This window comes from Silvibacterium sp. (assembly GCF_047605705.1).
GTDB lineage: Bacteria > Acidobacteriota > Terriglobia > Terriglobales > Acidobacteriaceae > Silvibacterium.
The window spans coordinates 16,527-41,581 of record NZ_JASGFD010000009.1; the positions used below are offsets into that span (position 1 = coordinate 16,527).

20 protein-coding genes are annotated in these 25,055 nt (G+C 61.8%); 4 read left to right on the forward strand and 16 right to left on the reverse strand.

Annotated features, from left to right (window positions below):
• Positions 1–28: 28 nt before the first annotated feature.
• From QM649_RS04960 to QM649_RS04995, 8 genes are all read right to left on the reverse strand, one after another.
• A complete protein-coding gene (locus tag QM649_RS04960) occupies positions 29–484 on the reverse strand; it encodes a chemotaxis protein CheW (RefSeq protein ID WP_415197909.1) in 456 nt (151 codons plus the stop codon).
• A 3-nt stretch (positions 485–487) separates the two neighbouring features.
• On the reverse strand, positions 488–3,184 hold the full coding sequence (locus QM649_RS04965; RefSeq protein ID WP_415197910.1) for a chemotaxis protein CheW: 2,697 nt from the start codon (positions 3,182–3,184) through the stop codon (positions 488–490).
• Positions 3,185–3,286: 102 nt separating this feature from the next.
• Entirely contained in the window at positions 3,287–3,835 is a 549-nt protein-coding gene (locus QM649_RS04970; RefSeq protein ID WP_415197911.1) for a chemotaxis protein CheX, read from the reverse strand.
• 24 nt (positions 3,836–3,859) lie between these two features.
• The gene (locus tag QM649_RS04975; protein WP_415197912.1) at positions 3,860–4,243 is read right to left on the reverse strand and encodes a response regulator; all 384 of its coding nucleotides are present in this window, start codon (positions 4,241–4,243) and stop codon (positions 3,860–3,862) included.
• A gap of 212 nt (positions 4,244–4,455) precedes the next feature.
• Entirely contained in the window at positions 4,456–6,351 is a 1,896-nt protein-coding gene (locus QM649_RS04980) for an ABC transporter ATP-binding protein (RefSeq protein ID WP_415197913.1), read from the reverse strand.
• 9 nt (positions 6,352–6,360) lie between these two features.
• Positions 6,361–6,735 carry a hypothetical protein gene (locus QM649_RS04985; RefSeq protein ID WP_415197914.1) on the reverse strand — a complete coding sequence of 125 codons (375 nt, stop codon included), beginning with the start codon at positions 6,733–6,735 and terminating at the stop codon, positions 6,361–6,363.
• Between the two features lie 60 nt (positions 6,736–6,795).
• The gene (locus QM649_RS04990) at positions 6,796–7,290 is read right to left on the reverse strand and encodes a gluconokinase (RefSeq protein ID WP_415197915.1); all 495 of its coding nucleotides are present in this window, start codon (positions 7,288–7,290) and stop codon (positions 6,796–6,798) included.
• A 19-nt stretch (positions 7,291–7,309) separates the two neighbouring features.
• Positions 7,310–8,224, reverse strand: coding sequence for an SCO family protein (locus QM649_RS04995; protein WP_415197916.1), 915 nt, complete (start codon positions 8,222–8,224; stop codon positions 7,310–7,312).
• A 36-nt stretch (positions 8,225–8,260) separates the two neighbouring features.
• Here QM649_RS04995 and QM649_RS05000 point away from each other — a divergent pair, with 36 nt between their 5' ends.
• Positions 8,261–11,032, forward strand: coding sequence for a PD-(D/E)XK nuclease family protein (locus QM649_RS05000; RefSeq protein WP_415197917.1), 2,772 nt, complete (start codon positions 8,261–8,263; stop codon positions 11,030–11,032).
• Positions 11,033–11,034: 2 nt separating this feature from the next.
• Positions 11,035–14,577, forward strand: coding sequence for a UvrD-helicase domain-containing protein (locus tag QM649_RS05005; protein WP_415197918.1), 3,543 nt, complete (start codon positions 11,035–11,037; stop codon positions 14,575–14,577).
• Positions 14,578–14,594: 17 nt separating this feature from the next.
• On the opposite strand, the gene phoU is transcribed toward QM649_RS05005, so the two are convergent.
• From phoU to QM649_RS05040, 7 genes are all read right to left on the reverse strand, one after another.
• Complete coding sequence (gene phoU / locus QM649_RS05010; RefSeq protein WP_415197919.1) at positions 14,595–15,272, reverse strand: phosphate signaling complex protein PhoU; 678 nt, start codon at positions 15,270–15,272, stop codon at positions 14,595–14,597.
• Positions 15,272–16,030 carry a phosphate ABC transporter ATP-binding protein PstB gene (gene pstB, locus QM649_RS05015; RefSeq protein ID WP_415197920.1) on the reverse strand — a complete coding sequence of 253 codons (759 nt, stop codon included), beginning with the start codon at positions 16,028–16,030 and terminating at the stop codon, positions 15,272–15,274. Before pstB ends, phoU begins: the two co-directional genes overlap by 1 nt.
• Positions 16,031–16,906, reverse strand: coding sequence for a phosphate ABC transporter permease PstA (pstA, locus tag QM649_RS05020; RefSeq protein ID WP_415197921.1), 876 nt, complete (start codon positions 16,904–16,906; stop codon positions 16,031–16,033).
• A 13-nt stretch (positions 16,907–16,919) separates the two neighbouring features.
• Complete coding sequence (gene pstC, locus QM649_RS05025; protein ID WP_415197922.1) at positions 16,920–17,906, reverse strand: phosphate ABC transporter permease subunit PstC; 987 nt, start codon at positions 17,904–17,906, stop codon at positions 16,920–16,922.
• 229 nt (positions 17,907–18,135) lie between these two features.
• On the reverse strand, positions 18,136–19,146 hold the full coding sequence (pstS, locus tag QM649_RS05030) for a phosphate ABC transporter substrate-binding protein PstS (RefSeq protein WP_415197923.1): 1,011 nt from the start codon (positions 19,144–19,146) through the stop codon (positions 18,136–18,138).
• A 185-nt stretch (positions 19,147–19,331) separates the two neighbouring features.
• Positions 19,332–21,080 carry an ATP-binding protein gene (locus tag QM649_RS05035; RefSeq protein ID WP_415197924.1) on the reverse strand — a complete coding sequence of 583 codons (1,749 nt, stop codon included), beginning with the start codon at positions 21,078–21,080 and terminating at the stop codon, positions 19,332–19,334.
• A 99-nt stretch (positions 21,081–21,179) separates the two neighbouring features.
• Positions 21,180–21,878, reverse strand: coding sequence for a winged helix-turn-helix domain-containing protein (locus QM649_RS05040; RefSeq protein WP_415197925.1), 699 nt, complete (start codon positions 21,876–21,878; stop codon positions 21,180–21,182).
• 210 nt (positions 21,879–22,088) lie between these two features.
• On the opposite strand from QM649_RS05040, the gene QM649_RS05045 reads away from it, so the two are divergent.
• Positions 22,089–22,478: a response regulator gene (locus QM649_RS05045; RefSeq protein ID WP_415197926.1), complete on the forward strand. Its 390-nt coding sequence runs from the start codon at positions 22,089–22,091 to the stop codon at positions 22,476–22,478.
• Positions 22,475–24,271, forward strand: coding sequence for a CHASE3 domain-containing protein (locus QM649_RS05050; RefSeq protein WP_415197927.1), 1,797 nt, complete (start codon positions 22,475–22,477; stop codon positions 24,269–24,271). The genes QM649_RS05045 and QM649_RS05050 overlap by 4 nt, the downstream gene beginning before the upstream one ends.
• On the opposite strand, the gene bshB1 is transcribed toward QM649_RS05050, so the two are convergent.
• Complete coding sequence (gene bshB1, locus QM649_RS05055) at positions 24,268–25,023, reverse strand: bacillithiol biosynthesis deacetylase BshB1 (protein ID WP_415197928.1); 756 nt, start codon at positions 25,021–25,023, stop codon at positions 24,268–24,270. The genes QM649_RS05050 and bshB1 overlap by 4 nt on opposite strands.
• Positions 25,024–25,055 lie beyond the last annotated feature (32 nt).

The following is a 25,055-nucleotide window of genomic DNA, read 5'->3' on the forward strand; positions in this document are numbered from 1 at the left end:
TTCGTTGTGTGTTACAAATTCGCAGCAGCTACGCGCATGCCTTTTCGAGCAGCCGGTCAGTGTTCAGCACCAGCAGCAACCGGTTGTCCAGGTTGTAAACCCCGTCAATCAGCTCCCGCCGCGCCTCCGGCATGTTGTCCGGCACGGATGCGAAGGCCTCGATCGGTACGTCCAGTACATCGCCGATGTCATCGACCAGCAGGCTCACGCCGCCATCCTCCGAACGGAGAATGATGCTGCGCATCTCGTGATCCTCCGGCGCAGGCTCGATCCCCAGGCTCATCCGCGTATCCACGGACATCACGATCTGCCCACGCAGATTGATGAGTCCGCGTATCGCCGGCGCCGCCAGCGGCACGTCCGTCATCTCCTGCGAACGCATCACCTCACGCACCTTGTCGACTGCGATACCCAGCAGGCAGTCGCCCACCTGCACTGTCGCGAACTGCCTCGTCCCTGCCGCGCTGCCATCTCCAGCCTGCATGCTTCACCTCGCTCCTGCGAGCGCCAGTTCGGGCTCGTCCACTTCCAGTGCTTCGCTCAACCGCTCCACGAGCTCGTCGCGGTCGCGTACAAAGATCGTTCGGCTATCGGCAGCAGCTCGCACGTCGGGGCCGTTGGCATCGTCATCGGCAAGCGCGAAGAGCGGTAACTCTCGCAGCTGAGGCTGGCCGCGCAGTCCCTCGAGCAGAGAGCGTCCATCGCCATAGCCCAGATCCGCACCTGTGACCACAGCGTCCACCGCACCACGTCCCAGCCGACCCAGCGCCTCCTGCGCAGTCGCGAAGGCCTGCACCCGATAGCCGCCAATCTCGAGCGCGTTGCGCAGCATCTCGCGCGGAGCCAGCGCCGCCACGACCAGCAGGAGCAGCGGCCCATGCTGGCGCTGTCGCGCGGGCGCATGATTCCAGTCCTCACCCACCAGCTTGCCGAGCGCATGCACATCGATGAAATCGGTCAGCATCCCGCTGATAAGCGCCGAGCCCAGCAGCCCCGGCACGCCACTCGGCCGTGCAACCGCGATCTCTTCTTCGACAACATCGAGAATCTTATCGACGACCAGGCCTAAGCTCCGTGAGCCGTTGCTGCACACGATCACCAGGATCGGCTCCCCCTCGCGCAGCGAGGACCGAGAGCCCGAACCCAGTGCGCGTTCGAGGAAGACCAACGGCAGAATCTGCCCGCGATAATGCAGCACCTCTGCTCCGGAGGCGCGTTCGATGCGGCTCGCCGCAAATTCCTCGAGCCGGGATACAAGGCTCAGCGGCACAGCCAGCCGCGTAAAGCTGCCTGCTGCGAAGAGCAACAGCCGCTGCGTCTGCCGCTCGCCCTGCAGGCCCTGCTCTTCCGCCAGCGCCAGTGCATCGCGCTGCCGCGCACCGAACCCTGCCAGCCGCGCCATTCCCGCCGCGTCGAGAATGAGCGCCACGCGGCCATCGCCCATGATCGTTGCGCCGACATAGCAGTTGAGCACTTTCAGCTCCTTGCCAAGCGGCTTCACTACGATCTCCTGCGTGTCGCTGATGTGGTCGACCATCAATCCGAACTTGCGATCCTCCACCTGCAGCACCACAATGTTGCGCACGTCCTCGTTCTCGTCGGCAGGCTTAAGCCGCAACACCGTATGCAGCGAAATCACCGGCAGCAGGCGTCCGCGATGGCGATAGACCACCGTACCGTGCACGCTCTGGAACTGCGTGCGCACCTCTTCACCCTCGATCCGGATCAGCTCAAGCAGGTTGGCCTGCGGAATGATGAAGCGATGCGAGCGCGCCTCGCCGTCACGCCCTTCAGCCTTGCATTTCGCCGCGACAACAAGGCCAGGGATGATGGCAAGCGTCAGAGGAATCTTGATGCGCACCGTCATCCCCTGGTGCAGCGTGCTGAAAAGATCGACGGAACCTCCGATTTTTTCGATCTTGGTCTTCACTACATCCATGCCCACGCCACGGCCGGAAATGTTGGTGACCTTTTCTGCCGTGGAGAATCCCGCAAGGAAGATAAGTTGGATGGCTTCGCGATCTGTGAGCGCTGCGATCTGTTCGGACGGCAGCAGACCTTTATCGCGGGCTTTGCCTTTCACCTTCTCCGGGTTGATCCCCGCGCCGTCATCGCTGATCTCGATGATCACGTGGCCGCCTTCGTGGAACGCGCGCAGCTGAATCTTGCCGGCTGCATTCTTACCGCGACTCAGACGCACATCCGGAGACTCGATGCCGTGATCGCAGGAATTGCGTACGATGTGTGTGAGCGGATCCTTGATAGCCTCGATGATCGTCTTATCCAGCTCGGTCTCCGCGCCATCCATCTCGATCTGGATTTTCTTGCGGCACTCGGCGGCGAGATCGCGCACCACGCGCGGCAGTTTGTTCCACACCACGCCGATGGGCTGCATGCGCATCTTCATCACGCCTTCCTGCAGCTCACTGGTGATGTGATTCAACCGCTGCGATGCGCCCGTCAGCTGCGAGCTCGCAGCCACGTCCTGGATCAGCTGGTTACGAGCCAGCACCAGCTCTCCGACCAGATTCATTAACTTGTCCAGCAATTGCACGTCGACGCGGATCGTCGAATCCGAAAGGCTCGAACCTCCGCCACCTGTCTCCTCAGCGCCACCGCCTTTCGCCGTAGACGGAACGATCGCTGGCGCGAGTCTTGGTCCAGGATCGGCCGCAGGCTCAGCCACAACCGCGGTACTCGCCGCAGTCGCAGCTACAGTCACCTCTTCTTCGGCCACCGCCATCACCGCCACGGCTTCTACTTCGGATGCGTTCACATCCGCATCCTCAGTCGCCACGTCCACGCCGCGATAGGCTGCCTCCAGCCTCTCGACCAGGCCCGTGTAACGTTCGGTCCCCTCCTCGCCTGTCGCCTCAATATTCGCGAGGATCGCCTTCACCGCATCGACGGACTCGAGAATGAGCGAAGCCAGCGGCGGCGTCAGTTCCCGCAGGCGGTCGCGCAACTGGCTCAATATGTTCTCGGCCACATGTGTGATCGAACCCAGCCGGTCGAAGCCGAAAAAGCCAGAAGTCCCCTTGATCGTATGCACCGTGCGGAAGACTTCCGCCAGCAGCCGCGCATCGTCGGGCCGTTCTTCGAGCTCCACCAGATGTACATCCAGATGGGCCAGGTTCTCGTTGCTCTCGATGAGAAATTCTCGAACATCTTCGTCGTCGATCATGCGTTCTTCCGGTCTCTGCGGCTTCGCAGTCGCTTTGTCTGCTTGGATCAGGCGTGGATGTGTCGCGTTTATCGGTTGGTCGCTCTCTAACTTGAAGCTTCTCTACTTGGCCGGTTCGCAGGACAGGGTCCAGAACTGCCCTAGCGCGCCTCGCCGATCCTCGATCTGGTTCAGGTAGAGCCGCACCCGCAGGCGGTTGGCATCCACACCGATCTTGAACACCGCAATCTTTTCTCCCGAGGTCCGCATCTCCACGTCCGTACCGCTGATGATCGTCGGCACGCTTAGCGCCATTGGGCCCACAGCCGGCTCGAGATCCGTCTTCATGCATCCGAAGATGATGTTCGTCATCTCCGCAACCGCGTCGAGCGCCTCAGGGGTCAACGTCTCCTCTTCAGTACCGAGCATCATGTTCGCCAGCGTGCACGCAAAGTCCGCGGTGCACTCGAGCATGCCAGTACCGCTCAGGCTTCCCACCCAGCCGATCACACCGGCCACGCAGCGCTGCTCCGGTCCTCCGGGTGCGCCATCCAGTTCCGGCTCGAGCACGGCATCCACGCCCACCATCGTGGTAAATGCGTTCGGCACGGCTCGGCGGATTGCCTCGCAGGCCAGCTCCCCGGCCCTGGCCAGATCGATATTGTTCTCCATCGCCACTCACCTCTCAGCCGGCCTTCAGGCCACGCTTACGTTCAGGCATTGCGAAAGCTTCTGCTTTACTTCGTCCGTGGTGAACGGCTTGTGGATGTATCCCTTCGCGCCCAGCTGAACGGCTTTCATCACGTTGTCCATGCCGCCTTCGGTGGTCACCATGATCACCGGGATGCCTTTCCAGGCACCGTTCTTCTGCATGTTTTCGAGGAACTCCATGCCATTCATCACCGGCATATTCACATCGCAAAGAATCAGCTGCACCGAGCTCGCTTCCAGCACCTTCAACGCCGCGCTGCCATCGCCAGCCTCGAAGATCTCACCTACGCCGATGTTGCATTCGCCCAGCACCCGCCGTAGCATCTTGCGGATAACCATCGAGTCATCGATCAGGAGTACGTTCAACACACATCCCCTCCGCCCGCCCGGCCTTCGCCTCTCTGGCCGGTTACGTCCCGGTTATCGGCGTGCGCCTGCCCTGCTTGAGACATGCGGGCGGCTGCTGTCCGGTACTTCGGTTTCATGGAAGGCGCAGGGATGTATCGCGTGGGGACAGTGCGCACGCAAAAAACAGGTCCGTCGCCGGACCTGTCTCTCAGTGCTTGAAGTTTTGCGCTACGCTATTTCTTCTCTTCCACAACATCGCCCTCGCCGGGCGCGAGAAAGAGATTCGTCTCAAGGCCATGCTGCCGCGTGTAGAGGTCGTAGTAACGGCCGCCCTGCGCATAGAGGCTCTCGTGAGTACCCCGCTCCACAATCTGTCCCTGCTCGACGACGAGAATCTGATCGGCCTTGCGAATCGTCGAGAGGCGGTGCGCGATGGTAAAGGTCGTACGTCCTTCCATGAGAAAGGCGAGACCCTCCTGGATCATCGACTCAGACTCCGAGTCAAGCGAGGAGGTCGCCTCGTCAAGAATGAGAATGCGAGGGTTTGCGAGAATCGCGCGCGCAATCGAGAGACGCTGCCGCTGGCCGCCCGAAAGCTTCACCCCGCGTTCGCCCACGATGGTGTCATAGCCTTCAGGGAAGCGCTCGGCGAACTCATCGACTCGGGCGGTCCTGCATGCATTCAGAAACTGCTCTTCCGTCGCATCGGGATAAGAGAAGACGACGTTCTCGCGAATCGTTCCGTCGAAGAGGAACGATTCCTGCAGCACCACGCCCAGTTGTGCGCGATAGTCATCGAGCCGCACCGTCGTAAGATCCACACCGTCGATCAGCACGCGACCGCTGTCGGGATTATGAAAGGCGCAGACAAGGCTGATGATCGTCGACTTGCCCGAGCCTGACGAGCCGACCAGAGCTGTCATCGTCCCGGGCTTCGCCTCGAACGAAACGCCATGTAGCACCGGCTTTTCCGGCTCGTAGGCAAAGCGCACATTGTCGAAAACCACGTCGCCTTCGATCGGCCCCAGTGCATGCGTGCGCACCGGATCGCGGAACTCGTCCTTCTCCGCAAGAATTTCTATCGTGCGGTCGAGGCCAGCCATCGCTTCGGTAAGCTGCGTGCCGATATTCACGATCTGAAAGACCGGCGCGATCATGAATGCCAAGAGCGCCGTGAACTGGAAGTAGCCGCCGACCGTCATGCGATGAGTCAGTACACCGTGACCGCCGATCAGCATCACCAGGCCGCCGACCACACCCAGCACGGTCGTCGCAGCAAACGAGAGCGTGCTTGTCGCGGTCAGTGTGCGCATGACGTTTTCGAGTAGCCGCTGCACTCCACCTGCGAAGACCGTCGCTTCGCGCTCCTCGGCGTGATATCCCTTGATGACGCGCACACCGCCGAGCGACTCGGTGAGACGTCCCGTCACCTCGGCATTGATCTTGCCGCGCTCACGAAAGATCGGCCGGATCGTTTTGAAGGCGCGCTGCAGCACGAGCACGAAGGCCACAATCACAGCGAAGACGATCAGCGTCATGCGGGCGTTGCTGACAAGCAGATAGGTGAAGACCATCAGTGCCGTCAGCATGCCGCCCACAAACTCTACAAGCCCGGTGCCGATGAGATTGCGGACACCTTCGACGTCAGTCATGATGCGCGAGACCAGCACGCCGGTGCGGTTGCTGTCATAGAAGCTAACGGAGAGCCGCCCAATGTGCTGCTGCACCTGCTTACGCAGATCGGCGATCATCCGCTGCGCAGCCTTCGACAGCAGCTGTGTCAGCGAGAATGAGGTCGCAGCCTGGATCGCCGTAGCCGCGAAGACAGCGCCTACCAACGGCAGCAACCGCCCGGGATGAGGATTCTTAGGGCTCAGCACGCCGTCGATCAGGTACTTCGTCGAGATCGGCAGAACAAGGCCGGCGACGCGATTGATCGCCACCAGCACCAGCCCAAAGACGAGCAGCCAGCGGCGCGGCCGGATCAGCTTCCAGACTTCAGGCAGAGCCTTGCGCAGATCCGTCTTCGACTTCGGTTGCTCACCCGCGGCAGCGCGGATGGCTCCGCGCCGCGACGTGGTCCGTTCCGCCTTTGCCGAAAGGCCTCCACCCAGGCCAGCTCCGCGCATTGCGACTCCCTACGCCCGCGCGCGACGCGCGTTGATGAACGACCGCACACACAGCAGCACGAAGATCAGCATGAGCACGGCCATCGCGGCCTTCTCTTCCACCGCAGCCGGACGCACGAACTGCCGTCCCTGCGTCATCTCGATGTAGTCGACGATGCTCTTGGCTGTGCCCAGAAAGCCGAGCAGGCCGATGGTCACGGCAATGTGCATGTGCAACATCCGCTTCTTCGCATCTTCCGAATTCGCCAGTGCGCCGAAGATCGCAAGCAGCAGCCCGACGAAGGCCGGAATCAGCGACGTGGGCGCATGATGCCCGGTGATGATAAAGCTGAATACTCCGACCGCGATAAGAATGACGCCGAATGCAACCGTAAGCTTCGCCATGCCTCTTGAAATCCTCTTTCTTTCTGCCGCCTCAGGCGGTCCTGCCGTTGCTACGCTTCTCTACTTCTCGTTCAGTGCTTTCAGCACACGTTCCGCGATCTCCGGCTCCGCGCCCGTCGCATCCACCCGCAGCGCATCCTTCGGATCTTCGAGCGTCGCCAGTTGGCTATCGAGCAGGCCCGGGTTCATGTAATGTCCCTTCCGGCTCGAAAGCCGCCGCACCAGCTCTTCCCTCGGCACGTCGAGCGAAACGAAACGCCATGATCCCGCGGGCAGAGCGTTCACTAAGCGATCGCGATAGGCCTGTTTGAGCGCGGAGCAGGTGAGTATCCCACTCTTCCCTGCATCCTCCCAGCCCTTCAGCACGCTGTGGAGACTATCAAGCCAGGGCCAGCGGTCTTCGTCCGTTAACGGGATTCCGGACCGCATCTTCGCCTTGTTCGCTTCGCTATGGTAATCGTCGCCCTCGGCATACTCCCAGCCGGTCACGGCCTGCAGCTCTTTGGCAACCGTGGTCTTGCCGGTGCCCATCACACCCATCAGAATTACGATCATCGCGGCTCGTTCTCGCCCTTTATGGATTTGCAGCCAGGCTATTTACGTCCGCGAGCACCTGCTCCGGAGTCCAATCATTGCCGGCATACCATTTATATATCCGCCCGCTCGGTGTAATCACCGCAGTCGAAAGCGAATGTGTGATCGTCTTGTCCTGCTCTGGCGTAGCGGCCACCATGAAGAACTGCAGCATCCTGCTCAGATCGCTTTCCACCGGCGCCGCAAACTCCCAGTGATCGAAGGTCTCCTGCGTGTAGCGTCCCGTATAGGCGCCGCCGTAGCTGCGCAGAACCTTCGGCGTGTCGTACTTCGGATCGAAGCTCACGCTCAACAGGTGTGTCTTCGCATAGAGTGCCGGATTCTTCTCAAGCGCCTTGTTGACTTCGGCGAAATTGCGGCTCATGCGCGGGCAATAATCCGCCAGGGGGCAGCGCGTGTAGACAAACGTCAGCAGGACAATCTTGCCGTGGAGCTGATCCAGATGAACGGTCTGCCCTTTCTCATTCAGGAGAGCGAAATCCGGCACCGCATCACCCGGCTGCGGCGTGTGGTAGCTCGCCTTGGGCACGTAGTCGGCTTTCTTCTGGCCCACCACCACAATTTGGTCGAGAAAATCGCTGTCACTCCCAGCCAGCAACGTCGCCGTGATCCTGTCCCCCGGATGCAGCTCGGAAAGCACTTCCGGCTGCTTCAGCTTGTAGGGCATGATCATCGCGTCCATGTAGCCGGGGATCGCCTCGGTATCGAGCGTGACCTCGCCCTTTGAGGCATCAGTCGATACCACCACCCCACGCACCGCATAGCGTTTGACCGCGCCTGCCGAATCCCCTTGCCCTGCGCCCTGACCCGCGCTATGGCAACCCACCGCTCCGCCCAGACCGAGCACGGCCAGCAAAGCGAATAACCCCAGCAATCCACACCGTCTGCGATTCACCCCTCAGTTTACACTTGGCCCATGAGCCGGCTTTCTGTGGAACTGGAACAAGCATTGGAGGCCGGTGCGCTCATCGTCACCGCGAACCCTCGCGCCGCACGCTGGCTGCGCTATGAGTATGCGCTCCGCATGCGTGAGGCAGGCCGGCAGGCCTGGAAAACTCCGCCCATCCAGGACTGGAACAGCTGGATCGGCATCCTTACCGGGCAACTCGCGCCTGAGAGCGCTCCGCTGATCCTGAGTTCCCTGCAGGAGGAGCAGTTGTGGCTACGAGTCCAGCAGCAGGATGATGACCTCGCTGTCGTCTCACCCGCCTCAATGGCCACGCTTGCTGCGGAGGCGTACGCCCTGCTCTCGACCTACGAGGCGCACGCCGCTCGCAACCATAGCTGGGATCAGATCGACGCCGGACATTTCCGCCAGTGGGCTGCAGCCTTCGATCGCGAATGCGCACAACGAGGGTGGCTCAGCGCATCGCAGCTCGAATCGTCACTTGGCGAAACGATTGCAACGTCGACCGCATCTTTGCCAGAGGAAATCCTCCTCGTAGGTTTCGATCGCGTTACCCCCGCACAGAATTCGCTGCTCGAAAGCCTTGGCCGCCGCGGCGTCAACATCGCGCATGCCGCTACTCCCACGCATGCCGCGCCGCCGCAGACGCTTCGCACCGCCGACCTCCGCGAAGAGATCAACCTTTGCGCAGAGTGGCTGCACCAGCAGCTCGCATCTTCCCGGCCGGATGCCCCTCTGCGCATCGCAGTCGTCACTCCGTCGCTCGAATCCGTGCGCGCTGAGATCGATCGCATCTTCCGTCAGGTCCTCGCGCCGGAGACCAGCGATATCACCGCTCCCGCTCACCCGCTGCCCTATGAGTTTTCGCTGGGCCAGCCACTCGCCTCGGTGCCTGTCATCCGTGCGGCGCTACTGATCCTGCGCTGGCTCGTCGAACCCCTCGCGGAGGAAGAGCTCACCTGGCTGCTGCTCTCGGGCTTCATGACTGCAAGTGATGCCGAGACGCTTGCAGCAGCTCGTCTCGACGCGGAGCTGCGCGCCCGAGCCTCGCTGTCGATGGAGATCGGGCTGTCGAGCTTCCTCAACCGTATCCCCGAGCGCATGACATCCGCACATCCGCTCGCTCAGCGTGTCGCGCAGCTTCGCACCGTGGCCGAGGTCAACGGCGTCCATCACGGATCGCATCCACCCAGCCGCTGGGCAGAGCTGATTCCCGTCCTTCTGCGCCAGACCGGTTTCCCGGGTGGACGCACTGCGGATACGGTTCGCTATCAGGCCCCCGCCCGCTGGGACCGCATCCTCGATGACCTCGCGCTGCTCGATTACGATGGCCGTGAGCTCAGCTTCTCGACATTCCTCCATATTCTCGAGCGACACGCCGGCTCGACGCTCTTTGCCCTCGAATCGCACGACGCGCCAATTCAGATCATGGGCGCGCTTGAGGCTTCGGGTCAGGCCTTCGATGCGCTCTGGTTCCTCGGCCTCGACGATGGCGCATGGCCTCTCAGTGGCACCACCCATCCATTGCTGCCTCGTGCTGTGCAAATTGCTGCAGGCATGCCGCACGCCACGCCTGCGCTCGATCTTGAACTTTCGCGTGCTGTCACCCACAGCCTCGCGGCGAGCGCGCCCGCTGTTGTTTTCAGCTGCGCCCAGCGCAATCGTGACGGCGATCTTCGTCCCTCACCACTGTTCGCCGCGGTCGCCCCTGAATCGCACCTCCTCACCACAGCGGAATGGCGCGCTGCATACTCGATCTCTCCAACGGTGCCAGCGCCCGCCCTCCTTGAAGAAATTTCCGATGCCACCGGCACGCTTCCGTGGCCAGTCGAGCGAAGCGCCGGTGGCGCCGATGTCCTCCGCGATCAGGCGGCATGCCCCTTCCGTGCCTTTGCGACCCGCCGGCTTTATGCACGCGAGCTGAACCGTAGTGAGTGGGGCCTTACCGCCGCCGAACGCGGCAATCTTCTCCATGATGTGCTCGAGGCCATCTGGTCTCCTGACCATGGACGCCTTCATACGCTCGACGATCTTCTTGCCGTTCAGCGTGAGAGCCGCCTTTCGGCGCTCGTCGAAGAAACCATCGCCGATGTTTTCCTGAAGCATGCCTCTACCGGACCGTTCTACTCTCCGGATGAGGAAGGAAACATTCCCGATGAGTGGACGCGGGCCTACCTCGATAGCGAACAGCGTCGCCTCGCACGACAGCTCACCGACTGGCTCCAGTACGAAGCCACCCGCGCTCCCTTTGAGGTCATCGCGACAGAAGAAAAGCTCGTCGATGTGCAGGTAGGCGAATTGCGTCTGAATCTGCGTGGCGATCGTGTCGATCAGCTACCCGGCTATCGCAATCTGCTGATCGACTACAAAACCGGCCTCGTCTCCGTCGCTGACTGGCGCCCTCCGCGTCCGGCCGATCCACAGCTGCCGCTCTACGCGGCCTTCGGCAACATCGAAGATATCTGCGGCGTCGTCTTCGCACGCATCCGCGCTGGTGAAAGCTGCTTCCTCGGACAGGTGGAAGATGCGAAGACACAGCTGCTGCCTGACCTCACTGCCACCAGCGCGCTCGTCAAGTATCCCTACACCGAGGCTATCCGCGAGGAGTGGACCGCCGCACTGCTCGAGCTGGCTGCCGGCTTCCTGCGCGGCGATGCCTTGGTCGATCCGAAAAACGGTGCTTCTACCTGCCAGCATTGCCCGCTGCCCACGCTCTGCCGTGTCGCCGAAACTCGCTCCCTTGCATTTTCCGAGGACGCCGAAACCGCGGACATCGAACCAGGAATCACAGGCTGACCATGCCCGAAGTTCTTCCCCTCCCCATTCGCGATCTTGATGAGCGTGCCCGCGCACTCGATGTCTCCGAGTCGTTCATCGTTCGCGCACCCGCGGGCTCCGGTAAAACAGATCTCCTCACGCGCCGCTTCCTGCGCCTGCTCACCGTCGTCAACGAGCCTGAAGAAATCCTGGCCATCACCTTCACCCGCGCTGCGACCGCCGAGATGCGTGCCCGTATCCTCGGTGATCTCGAACGCGCCGCACGCACGCCTGAGATCGCCGGAGAAGATGATCGCCTTGTGCTCGCTCGAGCCGCGCTGGCGCATGCAGAACGGCGTGGCTGGCGGCTGCTCGAGCAGCCGCATCGGCTCACCATTGAGACCATCGACTCGCTCTGCCTGCGCATCGCGCACGGTCAGCCGCTCCTCGCCAACCTCGGTGGCAGGCTCGCACCCACCGAGCAGGGAGACCGTCTCTACGCGCAGGCCGCGCGCCGCCTCCTGAGCCGGCTTGGCAGTGCGAATCCCTCGCTGGATAGCGCCCTCACATATCTGCTCACCATGCGCGACAACAATCTCGCCGACTGCGAAGGGCTCATCGCCGGCATGCTTGCGCAGCGCGATCAGTGGCTCCGCGTCTTCCCGATCGCAAATCTTGGCGACGACGAGGAGGTATGGGACGAGCTGCGCTACAAGCTCGAAAAGCCCTTTCGCGATGAGATCCGCCGTGTGCTTCAGCAAGCCCATGCATCGCTTGCGGCACAACCGCTGCTGGCCAGTGAGCTCTTCCGGCTCGGCAACTTCGCGCTCGCAAACGGCTGCGAAGATCTTTCCGTGCTCGCCGGGATCAGCGCCGTGCCATCAGCCTCCACGCTCTCGGTGGATCATTGGCTTGCCATCTGTTCCATGCTGCTGACAAAAGGCAATGAATGGCGTAGCCGGCTCACTGCGAGCGAGGGCTTCCCACCCGTCGCGAAGAATCGCGCCTTCAAGGAAGCCAAAGACGCAATGCTCAAGCTGCTGCAGCAGTTCGCGCAGGTGCAAGGCTTCTTGCAGGTGTTGTGCGCCATCCGCTCGCTGCCCAGGCCCCATTACGATGAACAGCAATGGCAGGCCCTCCGTCATTTCTTCACGCTCCTGCGCCACGCTGTTGCGGAACTCCGCGTCCTCTTCGCCGAACAAAATGCCGTCGATTTCCCTGAACTCGGCATCGCGGCCCGCCATGTACTGCAGGAAGAGAGCCGAGGCATCGACCGACTGCTGGCGCTCAGCGGCAATCTGCACCATCTGCTGATCGACGAGTTCCAGGACACCTCGCGCAGCCAGCATCAGCTTGTTTCCTATCTCGTGCGCGCGTGGGAGCAGGGCGAAGGGCGCACCTGCTTCCTCGTCGGCGACCCGATGCAGTCCATCTATATGTTCCGCCAGGCCGAGGTCGAACTCTTCTACCAGGTGGAATCCCGTGGCATCGGCGATCTTCTCGACGACCACTGCATCGCCTGCGAGCCGGTGCAGCTGCTCACCAACTTCCGCTCGCATGCCGGGCTCACCAGCCGTTGGAATGAGATATTTACTGCTGTCTTCGGTGTTCCGTCAGAAGGCAGTGGCGTTCCCTTCACCGAGTCCTTCGCATCGGAACCCACACCTGCCGTGCAGTCGTTTTACGTACACCCACAGATCATCGGCACGAGAGAAAACCGGCCCACTGCGGAAGAACGGCAGCAGGCCCAGCGCAACGAAGCAGAAGCAGTCGTCACCACCATCGAGCATCATCTGCCGGCCATCCGTCAGGCCGAGCTCGAAGGCCGCGAATATCGCGTAGCCGTGCTCGTCCGCGCACGTCAGCATCTCGCAGAAATTCTGCCGTTGCTTCGCCGCCGCAACATCCCCTTCCGCGCCGTCGAGTTGGAAACCCTCGCCGAACGGCAGGAGATGCTCGATCTGCTCGCGCTCACACGCGCGCTGCTTCATCCCATGGACCGCATCGTGTGGCTCTCCGTGCTGCGTGCGCCGTGGTGCGGCCTCACGCTCGCCGACCTGCATACGCTCGCAGGCCGCGACGATCGCAGTCAGCGGAATCTGCCGATGCTCGAACTGCTGGAACAGCATCTACCGGAGCTTGCGCAGCAACCGCAGGCCCGCGCCCAGCGCGTTCTCGCCATCCTTCGCTCTGCATTGGGGTCGCGTTTTACCGGCGCATATGCAGCATCTTTCTCGCAGTGGATCGAACGCACCTGGCGCAGTCTCGGAGGCCCGCGGTGCCTCGATGCAGCGGGACTCGAAAACGCGCAGGTCTACTTCACGCTTCTCGATGGCATCGCTCCGGACGGCATCCCTCTCTTCACGCCGGAGTTCGATGACCAGCTCAAACGCCTCTTCGCCACGCCGGATCCCACGGTGAGCGAACGCGCAGGCGTGCAGCTGATGACCATCCACAAATCGAAGGGCCTCGGCTTCGATGTCGTTCTCGTTCCCGGCCTGGAGCGCAAGCCTACAGGCGACCGCGGCTCCCTAATCGTCTCTCTGCAACGCACTGCGCCGAGCAGCGAGGAGGAAGTGCTGCTCGCGCCCATCGGCTCGCGTGGTGACGATCGCCATGCTACCTACGCGTGGATCCAGCGCCAGCGCGACCAGCGCGCAGCCGAAGAACGCAAGCGCCTGCTGTACGTTGCATGCACCCGCGCCCGCCGTGAGCTTCACCTGTTTGGCACCGCAACGGTTACAAAAGACAGCCTTCAGCCCGGGGACGCCCGCAGCCTCCTCGCCTCCGCATGGCCCGCGCTCGAAGAGGAATTTGCCGCTCTCGTCGCGCCGCCCTCTGATGAGACAAACTCGCTCCTTCCCTTTCCGGAAGAGCCGATCGAGATCGCAGCAGAGGTGGAACAGCAGGCAGCCAGTCTCAGCCTCCGCCGGCTTCGCGACCTGCCCCCCATCCATGCGCTGCAAAATGTCACTGCGACAGGCACAATTGCAGAACCAACGGAACCGGCATTCGTGCGGCCGGAAGGCTCGCGCCGTGCCCGCCTTGTCGGCAGCACGGTGCACACACTCCTCGAAGATCTGAGCCAGGGTATATCGCCGGATACGATTCGCACTCGCGCTCAGCGCTTGCTTCGCGAAGCCGCGCTCTCCGGACGTGCACTTGAATCCGCACTCGAAGAGGTTGTTGCTGCGGTTCACGCTTCACGCAGCGATCCAGATGGCGCATGGCTGCTTGGCCAGCGCGAGAATGCTGAGTCCGAGACGTCGTGGACCTCATGGAACGACGCCACGAGCGCTGAGCCGGCATTGCAGACGCTGCGTGCCGATCGTGTCTTTGTTGCTGGCGAAACGCCGCGCGCTGTTGGCTCGCATATCACCTGGATTGTCGATTACAAGATGAGCGCTCCGGCAGGCGAGGCTCTGGAGGCCTTCCTTGCCCACCAACGGGAACTCTACGCTCCACAGCTGGCGGCATACGCCGAGATTCTTAAGCGCGTCGAAGGAAGGAAGCTCGAAATCCGCTTCGGCCTCTACTTCCCGCGCATTGCTCGACTGGAATGGTGGAAACCGGCGGCAGAGTAAGCCGCCGGTCGATCGGCTTAAGCCGTCTGGTTATTAGAATTCAGCGAGTGATGTCGCACATCCGCGCCGCGCACCCAGAAGATCACATCCTCTGCGATGTTCGTCGCATGATCTGCAACGCGCTCGAGGCTGCGCGAGATCATGATCGCGTTCAGTGCCTGCGGGGCCAGCTCAGGCTGCGCCTTCATCAGGTTCAGCAGTGTAAAGTAGGCCGTGTCGTTCAGCTTGTCCACGCTGTCATCCATCGAGAGCACGGACTCTGCAACCGACGCATCCGCTTCGATGAACGCCTGCAGTGACTTTCGCACCATCGCAGCAGCAAGCGATGCCATCTTCGGCGTGTCCACCGGAAGATCTGCAACGGGAAATGCCTGCAGGTCGCGCACGCGATCACAGATACTCGTCGCCGAATCGCCTACGCGCTCGATGTCCGCGTTGATCTTGATAACCGCGAGGATGAACCGCAGGTCGATGGCCATCGGCTGCTCCATCGCCAGCAGATCCAGCGCCATCTGGTCGATCTCGCGCTCGAAGCGGTTGATCGCCAGCTCCCCGTGATCCACCAGATCGCAGATCGAAAGATCGCGGGTGCGGTACGCCTCTACGGCACGCTGGATCGACTGCTCGGCCATACCGGCCATCACCAGCAGCTTCTCTTTCAGATCATCCAGGCTACGTTGAAAACGAAGTCTCATCAGCCAAACCTGCCCGTGATGTAATCTTCCGTCCGCTTGTCACCGGGATTTGTGAAGATCTTGTGGGTTGAATCAAACTCGACAAGTTTTCCGTTCAAAAAGAACCCGGTGCGCTCGGCCACACGCGCGGCCTGCTGCATGTTGTGCGTAACGATGACGATCGTGTACTGCGATTTCAGCTGGAAGATCAGGTCCTCGATCTTCGCCGTCGAGACAGGATCGAGCGCCGAAGCCGGCTCGTCCATCAGCAGCACTTCCGGATCGACCGCCAGCGCGCGCGCAATGCAAAGGCGCTGCTGCTGGCCGCCCGAGAGGCTCGCACCCGACTTCTTCTTGAGGTCGTTCTTTACCTCATCCCACAGCGCTGCATGCTTCAGCGAGCGCTCCACCACCTCGTCCATCACGCGGCGGTTGCGGAAGCCGTTCAGCTTCAGGCCGGAAGCGACATTGTCATAAATCGACATCGTCGGAAACGGATTCGGCCGCTGAAAGACCATGCCGATGCGGCGGCGAATCTCCACCGGCGAGGAGTCCGCGTAGATATCGATATCCCCGATGCGCACCGAGCCCGTCACTTTCGCGATGGGATTGGTCTCGTGCATGCGGTTCAGGCAGCGGACGAACGTCGACTTGCCGCAGCCCGAAGGACCGATCAGCGCCGTCGCCTGGTTCGCGGGGATATGCAGATTGATGTCCAGCAGCGTATGGTTCGCGCCATACCACGCATTCAGATTTGTGACCTCAATCCCGACACCCACTCAGTTCGCCCCTTTCAATACACCGCGCGTCGTCACGTACCGCACCAGCGATACCGAGATCACGATCAACAGGATCAGCACCAGCGCTCCGGCCCAGGCCAGGCGGTGCCATTCATCATATGGAGAAATTGCGTATACGTAGATCTGCAGCGGCAGTGCGGCAATCGGCTCACCCAGGCTGGAGCTCCAGAACTGGTTGCCGAAGGCGGTGAACAGCAGCGGAGCCGTCTCACCCGCGACGCGCGCGAAGGCCAGCATGCAGCCGGTGATTACGCCCGGCGAAGCCGTCTTGAGCGTGATGGAAAGCACCGCGCGCCAGCTGGGAACACCCAGGCCAAGCGCAGCTTCACGTACCGAACCCGGCACCATCAGCAGCATTTCCTCAGTAGTACGCGTGATCGTCGGGATCATCATGATGCCCAACGCGACGCCACCAGCGAAGGCGGAAAAATGCTTCTGCGGCAGTACGATCAGCGAGTAGACCGCGATGCCCATCACGATCGAGGGCACGCCGTTCAAAACATCCGCAGTAAAGCGGACGATGTTTGCAAGCTTGCCGCCCTGGCCAAACTCCGCAAGATAGATGCCCGCCGAGATGCCGACCGGTACACCCAGCAGGCTGCCGATCAGAAGCAGGAATGCGGAGCCGAGGATGGCATTCGCCATGCCGCCGCCCGCTTCGCCCACAGGCTTGGGAATCTGCGTAAAGAACGCCAGGTTCAGCGAGCTTGCGCCTTTGTAAATGAGATACGCAAAGACCGCGACCAGCGGAGCTACAACCAGCAGCGTGCTGAGAATCGCCAGGCCGGTAGCCAGGTGATTCGTCGCCGTGCGGCGCAGCGTATGAAATGCGCTCGGAGAATTGCTCTTCGTCATCGCTCGTTCTCTCCTACGCCGCCCGCGGCGGAGCGCCGCGCGTCACAGCCCAGACCAGCAGCCGGGCCAGTGCATTCACCAGGATCGTCACAATGAACAGCGCCAGGCCGATTTCAATCAGCGCGCTGCGATAAACATCGTCCGAGGCTTCGCTGAACTCGTTCGCGATTACGCTGGCCATGCTGTACGCAGGAGCCAGCAGGTTCTTCATGATCTGCGGGCTGTTCCCGATCACCATGGTCACAGCCATCGTCTCGCCCAGCGCACGGCCGAGGCCGAGAATCACCGAACCGACGATGCCGATGCGCGCATTGCGCAGCACGCCCATCCGGATCATCTCCCAGCGCGTCGCGCCCAGTGCCAGTACTGCCTCACGCTGCGAATGCGGCACCGCCGTCATCACCTCGCGCGTCAGCGACGAGATGATCGGCAGGATCATGATCGAGAGAATTACGCCGGCAGCCAGTGTGCCGAGTCCAAAGTCAGGAGCGGCAAAAAGCCCCGTCCAGCCAAACAGCTTGATCAGGACCGGATCGATATGCTCGCGGAGCAGCGGCACCAGCGTGAAGATCGCCCACAGGCCGTAAACCACGCTCGGAATCGCCGCCAGCAGTTCGGTGAGGAACGACAGAGGCCCGCGTAGAAACTTGGGGCACATCTCCGTGATGAAGATGGCTACGCCCACCGAGAGCGGCACGGCGATGCAAAGGGCTACCAGCGACGACATCAGCGTTCCGTAGATAAACGGAAACGCGCCGAAGTTCCCGCTCACCGGGTCCCAGGCATGGCCAAAGAAAAATTTGAGGCCGAACTTAGAGATAGTCAGCTGCGACCGCAGCACCAGCTCGCTTGCGATCAGCGCTACGATTCCGAAAATGCTCAGCGCGCAGGCCAGCATCAGCCAGCCGAAGCCGCGATCCTGAAGCGTCGAGCTTCCGCGGCTCAGGAGGAAACGGCGTATCTCCGACGGCTCTGCGTCACTCACGATCGGGGTCACCACTGCTGCCTCTTGCGTTTCCGGGGAAGGAAGAGATGTGTTCGAGAGTCCGGGCACACGAACGTCCTGTGTCTTATAGTCCACCAGACATTACGCTACCCGTCAAACATGAAAGGACTGTTAAAACCATTGAAAAATAAGGTGTAAGAAAAGACTTTCCAGACCTCATATACGTAACGGCTCCGGGCAGGAAAGGGATCCTCACCCTCCCCGGAGCCGCCTTCGCAATGCCTTACTTCAGCGCTGCAATCGTCGCCTTGACCTTCACCGCGACCGCATCCGGCAGCGGAGCGTAATAGAGTGCCGGGGCCTCGGACTCGCCGTGTTCCAGCATCCAGTTCAGGAAGTCCTTGATGACCTTGCCCTTGGCCGAATCCGGAGCCGGGTTCGGGATCAGCAGCCAGGTAAAGCTCGAGATCGGATACGCCGTCTTGCCGGGCGCATTCGTGATCGAGACGCGATAGTCAGCGGGGATCGACTTCACCGTAGCCGCAGCTTCCGTCACGCCCTCGACGCTGCCCTTCACCCAGGCTCCAGCCGCGTTGCGCACGTAGCCATAAGAGATCTTGTTCTGCAGAGCGTAGATCAGCTCGACGTAGCCGATGGTGCCCGGCAGCTGGCGAACCATACCCGCAACCGCCTCGTTGCCCTTCGCGCCGATACCCTTCGGCCAGCTCACCGCAGTGTTCCGGCCAACCGAGCTCTGCCACTCCGGGCTCACCTTCGAGAGGTAGTCCGTAAAGATATAGGTCGTGCCGCTGCCGTCCGAGCGATGCACCACGTTGATCGAGATGTTCGGCAGCTTGACGCCCGGGTTGTCCTTCGCGATGCGCGCGTCATCCCAGTTCGAGATTTTGCCCAGATAGATGTCTGCAAGCACGTCAGGAGCGAAGCGCAGTTCGGCGCTCACGCCCGGCAGGTTGTAAATCGGCACAACCGCGCCGAGTACCGTCGGGATGTGCACAATCTTGATCTTCGATTCGGACAACTGCGCATCGGACATCGGACCGTCGCTCGCGCCGAAGTCCACGGTGCCCGCGGTTACCTGGCGAATGCCGCCGCCGGAACCGATCGGCTGATAGTTGATCTGCACGCCGGCATGGGCATTGCTGTATTCGATGAACCACTTCGAGTAGATAGGGTTCGGGAAGGTCGCACCCGCACCATTCAGCTTCTGCGCAAGGCCGGAGGAGGCCGCCGACGCGAGTAGCGCCGCAGCAAGGACTACAAACTTACGATTCATGGAGTTTCCCCCTCGTGGGATAGGGAAATTCTTACGGCCCACCGTTAACGGCAGGTGACAAAACCATGAAAAGGGCAACAAATGCCCTTTCGGGCACAGACTTAAGTGACATGCGATGAATCACTTAACAGCCATAGCCTCCGCAACCTCATGACGGAGTACGCTTCCACCTGGACCGCTGACGGCTACAGGCTCTTGGAAGCCGAAGCTACCGGCAAGGATTCACCGCTTTCGCCCGCCGGTTGAATCACCGGCAGCGTGAAGAGGAAGGTGGCGCCCGAGCCCAGTTCGCTCTCGGCCCGGATATTTCCGCCGTGGGCGAGCACGATATGCTTTGCGATGGCCAGTCCGAGGCCGGTTCCACCCGACTCGCGGGAACGCGCCTTGTCTACCCGGTAGAAGCGCTCGAAGATCCGGCTCAGGTGTTCCGACGCAATGCCGGGGCCGAAATCCTGGACCCAGAACTCCACGCCATCTTCCACATCGCGCGCGCCGATCAGCACGCGCTTGCCGCCTTTGCCGTATTTCATCGCGTTTTCGACAAGGTTGCCGAAGACCTGGGTCAGCGCGTCTTCATCCGCACCGACCACGGCGTTCGTCAGATCCGCCTCATCCAGCGAGATATCCGAATCGATCACCATGCCGGCCAGGGAATCGATGGCGTCCCGCACCAGCGTAGACGCCTTCACCGGGCGCAGCTTCAGCTTGTAGTCGCTCGACTCCACACTGGCCAGCGCCAGCAGGTCTTCGGTCAGGCGATTCATGCGCGTCGCATTGCGGAGAATAATCGCCATGAACTCCCGCGCATGCGGCGGCAGCTCCATCGGGTCTTCCAGCAGCGTCTCCACATAGCCTGAGATCGAAGTCAACGGCGTGCGCAGCTCGTGCGAAACATTCGCCACGAAGTCACGGCGCATCTTCTCCGCCCGCTCAATTTCCGAAACATCATGCAGCACCGCGACCGCGCCCCCGCCCGGCGTCGGAGCGGCGTTCACGTCATACACACGCGCCGGAGCCACGGAAGTCGCCTTGCCGCTGGCCAGCTCCCGGCTTTCGAGCGCCACCTGCACGCATTTCAATACCTCGGGATCGCGCACCGCGTGGACAAGGGCCTGCCCCTGCCGCGTCGCTCCCGGCGCGATCCGCTGCATCACCACATTCGACCAGCTGATGCGGCCCGCTGCGTCCACGGCGATAACCGCCTCCTGCATGCTGTCCAGAAGCGCGGCCAGTTCCCTTTGCTTCGTCTCAAGCGCGTGAAAGCTGGCCTCAAGACGGGCAGCCGTCATATCGAGCGCCCGTGCGACTTCGGAGACCTCATCCAGATCGCCTTCCTCGATGCGCGCTGTGAAGTCACCGGAGGACATCCGCGCCGCAAAGGTCACGATGCGCTTCAGTCTGCGCTGCGCCCGATGGGCGATGAAGGCTGCCAGTACTGTCGCCAGGGCGATCGCAAACAGCGATGCCAGCAGCACATCGCTCCGCAGCACATGCGTCGTGTCATGGATCGCCTGCAGCGGATAGGCCAGACGCACCACCAGCCCGTCGCCAGCCACGGCGACAAACAGCATCCCCTCGCGCTCCGTGCTGCCGACCTTATCCGCCTGGCTCAGCGCGGTCTTTACTTCAGGAGGCACGTTCGCACTCGCCGGGCCCGAGGCCGATGCTGCCAGCACTGTTCCGTCCTGCGCGAAAAAGGTTACCTGCGCTCCCGCCTCGAAAGCCGCGCGCGAAGCCAGCGCTGCGAGCCGCTGCCCGTCACCCGGCCGTGCCTCGCCTGCCAGCAGACGGGCCTTGCCCGTCAGGGACTGGGTGATTTCCTGGCGCAGCGAGTTCTCCACGATCCCGCGCAATGTGAAGTCGAGGATCGCCGCGCTGGTGGCCAGCACCAGGACGAACGAGAGCAGAAGTTTTGTGAATACTCGGCCGGTCATCGACGGGGATCTCGCTGAGAGAAACGGAGAATGAGGCATGGGCCGCGCCGGTGTGGCGGCCCCGTAGGGAAGCAGGCGCTCGAGTAGAGCGCCCAGCTCTTAACCCGCCTTCGGAATCTCGAAGCGGTAACCGGCGCCGCGCACAGTCTTCAGATAGCGCGGGTTTTCCGCATCCACCTCGATCTTCTCACGGATACGGCGCACATAGACGTCCACGGAGCGCGGCGTCACGAAACGGGAATCGCCCCAGACCGCGTCCAGCAGGTGATCGCGGCTGAAGACCCGGCCCGGATGGCGTGCCAGGTAATCAAGCAGGCGGAACTCCGTCGCCGTCGTCGTCGTCAGCTCGCCGCGTACCTTCAGCTGCATCGCGCTGGCGTCGATCACTACCTCTTCGAAGCTGATCACCGAGGGCGTCGTCGGGCGCTCGAAGCGGCGAAGGACAGCCTTCACACGCGCGAGCAGCTCGCGGGTCGCAAACGGCTTGGTGATGTAATCGTCCGCACCCAGCTCAAGTCCGAGCACGCGCTCGTTCTCGCCCGCGCGAGCGGTCAGGAAGATGATCGGCACCGTGGCCAGCGCCGGATGGCTCCGCAGACGCCGGCATACATCCAGACCATCGCCGCCCGGGACCATAATGTCCAGCAGGAAAAGTGCCGGCGGTTGACGCTCGGCATCCGGGATCAGGTTGGCGGGGGTCGAAAACACTTTAACCCCGAAGCCCGAAGCTTCGAGATGATGCTGTACCAGACGGGAGATGTCGGTATCGTCTTCCAGGACAAATACGGTTTGGCTCAAAACAGGTCGTCCCTCAGGAATCGCTGGCCGTCAGGCCGCGTTTCACAGCTCAAGACTACGACAGTCAGGCAAAGAGAATGCAAAAGGATTGTTAATTCGACCTGCCGCTAGCCATCCGGTCACTTGCGAAATCCGGCCACGGTGATATGGATAAGGTACTATACTCACAATGGCTTACCGGAATTTCCGGTAGGCCGCGCAAAGGACCCTGTGCCGACGAGTTCCCCACTCATCCTCTGCATCGACGACGAAGTGTGCGGGCTGAGTATCCGGAAAATTGTTCTCGAACGCTCCGGTTTCCGTGTCCTCACAGCGCCAGACGGTCCCTCCGGACTCGAGCTGTTCCACCAGCATCCGATCGATCTCGTTGTACTGGATTACGCCATGCCCGGCATGAACGGGGGCGAAGTAGCGGAACGCATGCGCGCCGCCATTCCCGAAGTGCCCATCCTTCTTCTTTCTGCCTATCTTGATCTTCCGCCGTCCGTTGCGAAGTCAGTAGACTCAACGATCATGAAGGGAAACAACCCTGAAGTGCTGATCGAAAAGCTGATCGAGCTATTGCCTCCCGTCAAGCGGCGCCTCAGGAAAGCCCCGTGAACCTGGCTGAATTTCGTAGGATTCTCAAGCAGACTGCCATCCTTCCGATCCTGCTTCTTGTGATCATGGGCGGGCTTGCTCTGGCGCTCATCCGCCAGAGTTCCACCGCAACCACAGCACTCGATGTCAGCGATCGCATCACCGCCGACATCATCGATCTCGAGAAACTGATCCTCGATCAGGAGACAGGGTTACGTGGATACGAACTGACCCACGATCCCTCGCTGCTTCAGCCTTATGAGACGGCCGCGGCGCAGATGCCCCAGAGCTTTCAGGCTCTGTCCGAGAAGCTCAGGGATCGCCGCCGTCAGCCCCTTCGTCTCGCCAATCTCCGGGATCGCTACCAGCTCTGGCTCGCATTCTCGCAATCGGTTCTCGCCCGGCCTGCCGACCACCTCACCGATCCCGCGGCGGACGTAAAAGGCAAGGTTCTGATGGACGGCATCCGCGATGAAATCCGCGAGATGCTTGAGGCGGAAACCCGCGCGCGCAATATCCGCCTGGAAGCGGTTCGTCTTCGCCAGAAGCAGGAATTCTTCGTCATTCTTCTGGCCTCGCTCGTGATCGGCATTGTCCTCGCGCTCTTCACCCGCAATCGCCTGCATCGGGTCTCCCGCAGCTATCAGACGGCCCTGGCGCAGATCAGCCAGACCTCGCATAACCTCTACGACAGCCAGCAGAAATACCTGACTACTCTTGAGTCCATCGGCGACGCGGTAATCTCCTGCGACCTCAACGGCAACATCGAGTTCATGAATGCCGTGGCACAGGACCTCACCGGCTGGACCGCATCCGAGGCTATCGGCCGTCCGTTACAGGATGTCTTCAACATCATCCATGAAGAGACGCGCGAGATTGCGGAGAACCCGGTCGACAAGGTTCGCCGCCTGAATCAGGTGATCGGCCTCGCGAATCACACCGCTCTCATTTCGCGGCAGGGCAAGGAATTTGTCATCGACGACAGCGCTGCCCCCATCCGCAACGCCCAGGGGGAGATGACCGGGATTGTCCTCGTCTTCCGCAATGTCACAGAAAAGAAGCGCACGGAAGCGGCTCTGATCGCCGGAGAAAAGCTCGCTGTCGCCGGCCGGCTCGCGGCGACCATCGCCCACGAGATCCACAATCCTTTGGATTCGGTCGCAAACCTCCTCTACCTGCTCACCGGCGAAGAGAATCCCGAGAAGCGCAGCGAATACCTGCAGATGGCACAGCAGGAGCTGGGCCGCACCATGCAGATCAGCCGCACCATGCTCAGCCTGTACCGCGAGCCGAAGGCCCCGGTGAATATCGACCTGCAGGAGCTGATCGATGGCGTGTTGTTGCTCCTCGATCGCCGCATCCAGCAGCTTTCCATCCGCACCGAGCTGCAGGTCGTCGATACGGCTACGATCGAAGGCTTCCCTGCCGAGCTGAGGCAGGTCTTTACGAACGTTTTCGTCAATGCGATTGAAGCTGCGGGGCTCTTCGGCAGCATCGCCATCACCCTCAGCAAAGCTCCGCCTGAAGAGCTTCTCCCGGCCGGGATCATCGTCGAAGTTGCGGACAGCGGCGCAGGGTTCCCGCCCGCCAGCATCGAGCATCTTTTCCAGCCCTTCTTCACCACCAAGGGAGATCAGGGCACGGGCCTCGGCCTGTGGGTCAGCATGGGCATCGTCCAGAAGCACGGGGGAACCATCCGCGTGCGCAATGGGGATTCCGAGCCGTTCTCCGGGGCGCATGTCAGCATTTATCTGCCGACACGCAGCCTCCTGCACACGGCACCGCGGATCGCGGCGCCACCGGCTGTTAGCTAGAGAGACTGCACCGGGATCAGGGTCAGGTCCTCGACCAGCCCGATCTCCTTCTGCACAAACGGTTCGGCATAGCGGACGCCTGCCAGCAGCCCGTAATGCCGAGCCACCGAAAAAGTCCTCTCGCGGATCTCTTCTTCCGGCACGAACAGTCCCCCGCCCCGCTCCTGGTTGGCGTATTGCGAGGTATAGGCCATCAGGGAGCGGTGCCGCTCCTCGATGTGCGGCGTAATGTCCACCACAAAACTTGGGCGCACATCCGCATAAAGACTCGCATAGAGGATCTTGAAGGGACGGTGCGGCGCCGCGCCTGGATCGGAGCCTGCATCCAGGCTGGCCAGTCCGCTGAGAAAACAGGCTTCGTAACCGAGCCCGGCGGTGGTGTAGTGATCGGGATGACGGCCGGTCCAGTATGGCAGGATCACCACCCGCGGCCTCACCTGCCGCAACACACGCACCAGCTTGAGCCGGTTCTCATAGGTATTCTCGACCCGGCCATCGGGGATATCCAGCGCCCCGCGCCAGCTCACGCCGAGAATCTTCGCCGCCGCATCCGCTTCCGCCGCGCGCTCCACCGCAGAGCCCCGCGTTCCCGCCTCGCCCCGGGTCAGGTCCAGGATGGCCGTAGTCACACCCTGCGAACGCATCTTCAGCAGCGTCCCGCCGCAGGTCTGCTCCACATCGTCGCGATGCGCCGCGATCGCCAGCACTTCCGCCTCTACCGGCTGGGCCCAGCTCGACTCTACTTCCGCCATGGTTCTAACTCCTGAAAAGACAAAAGCGCGGT